The organism is Chitinophaga sp. (assembly GCF_035564935.1).
Lineage (GTDB): Bacteria > Bacteroidota > Bacteroidia > Chitinophagales > Chitinophagaceae > Chitinophaga.
Genome location: NZ_DATMTE010000294.1, coordinates 1 through 1517, shown reverse-complemented (window position 1 = coordinate 1517; position 1517 = coordinate 1). Strand labels below are relative to the sequence as shown.

At 48.1% G+C, this 1517-nt stretch carries 3 protein-coding genes; all 3 read right to left on the bottom strand.

Annotated features, from left to right (window positions below; translation table 11 throughout):
- Window positions 1-174: 174 nt before the first annotated feature.
- Window positions 175-606, bottom strand: a complete 432-nt coding sequence (locus VN105_RS07925; RefSeq protein WP_325639618.1) for an MGMT family protein — start codon at window positions 604-606, stop codon at window positions 175-177.
- Complete coding sequence (locus VN105_RS07920; RefSeq protein ID WP_325639616.1) at window positions 533-736, bottom strand: DUF5522 domain-containing protein; 204 nt, start codon at window positions 734-736, stop codon at window positions 533-535. The genes VN105_RS07925 and VN105_RS07920 overlap by 74 nt, the downstream gene beginning before the upstream one ends.
- On the bottom strand, window positions 708-1517 hold an 810-nt coding region (gene trmB, locus VN105_RS07915), incomplete at its 5' end, for a tRNA (guanosine(46)-N7)-methyltransferase TrmB (RefSeq protein WP_325639614.1). The genes VN105_RS07920 and trmB, both read right to left, overlap by 29 nt.

The window sequence follows — 1517 nt, the reverse complement described above, 5'->3', positions numbered from 1 at the left end:
GCAGCTGCCGGTTAATATGCCAGCACAGCTGATAATCCCGCGCGGTGGAGGCAATGCCGATAACGTAGGAGCTATCGAAGAAGTCCTCTACCAATTGGTCGTTATCCAGTTTCAGCTTGAGTATTGTCATATAGAAAAGTAGTGCTCCACCCTGCCGGATGTTTCCTGAATATGTTATGCTTTCTTTTTACTGCCCTTCTTCAAAGGCTTTGCAGGTTGCGCCGGATCCCAAAATACGGCTTTAAAATTTTCTATCTTATCTTCTTTTACTGCTATGCCCTCCTGTTCCAGTAATTCCTGCATCAGGGTAGGAGTGGCGAAATGACTCCGCCCGCTTAGTTCGCCTTTACTGTTTACCACGCGGTGTGCAGGAACGGCTGGTTTGGCGCTGCCGGCTGCATTCATTGCCCAGCCTACCATACGGCCGGTAAGCTTTAAACCGGAAGCATCGGCAATGGCGCCGTAGGAGGTAACCCGGCCCCGTGGTATGGTACGTGCAATTTTAAAAACTGTTTCAAAAAAAGAAACCGGCTCAGTGGCCTCTTTTTCCTTCTTCCTGCCGGCGGGCAAGGAGTGCTGATCTTTCGGGTTCGGGTACTTTTTCATAATCAAAAGGACAGTGCTTACAGCCGTTGCCGCAACAGAAGCCCCGGTTGAGGTGAAATTTTTCAGTGAATACCATATAGCCCTGGGCATTATAGTAAAAATCAATCTTCTCCACCAACGGTTGCTTCATCAGAAGGCAGTTTAATGCTTTGCCAGTTCAACGGAGCAGCAGGCAATTGAAATTTAAGATAACGGATCGTTCTGCCATCAGCCAGGTGCATTCCTTCATAAAAGGTCTGGATCTTCAGCAATGGTGGTACTTCCGGTAAAGCGTATACATCCGGAATGTCTTCTATCAATGTACATCCCGCTGCCGTAATTACCTCTTGCGTGAAGGCATACAGCTGCGGTGAATCTGTTTTCAGGTTAATAGTGGCTCCCGGCGCCAGCAACGGCTGAAACAACTGCAGGAACCTGGGATGCGTTAATCTTTTCTTTGATTTGGAATTGCGCAGGAAAGGATCCGGGAAAGTGATCCAGATGTCCTTTATTTCCCCGGGCGCAAAATAATTACTGAGCTTATCTATTTGTGTACGTAAAAAGGCAGCGTTGGGCAGCGGCTCTTCCAGGGCGGTTTTAGCACCTCTCCAGATGCGGTTGCCTTTGAGATCCACGCCTAAAAAGTTCTGTTCAGGGAACAGCCGGGCCATGCCCAGGGTATAGTCCCCTTTTCCACAGGCCAGCTCTAATGTAACAGGATGGCTGTTCTTGAAGAATTTATTCCATTTTCCCTGCATACCTTCCGGGTATATCAATACATTGGGGAAGGTTTCGATTTCAGCAAATCGTTGTAATTTTTTTTGTCCCATTTGCGGCAAAAATAGCGCGATTTTTTTGAATGGGGGAGGGATAAAGGGAACCGGCGTTCCGGTGGAGGTATAAAAAAAGATGCTGCCGGTTAGCCGGCAGCA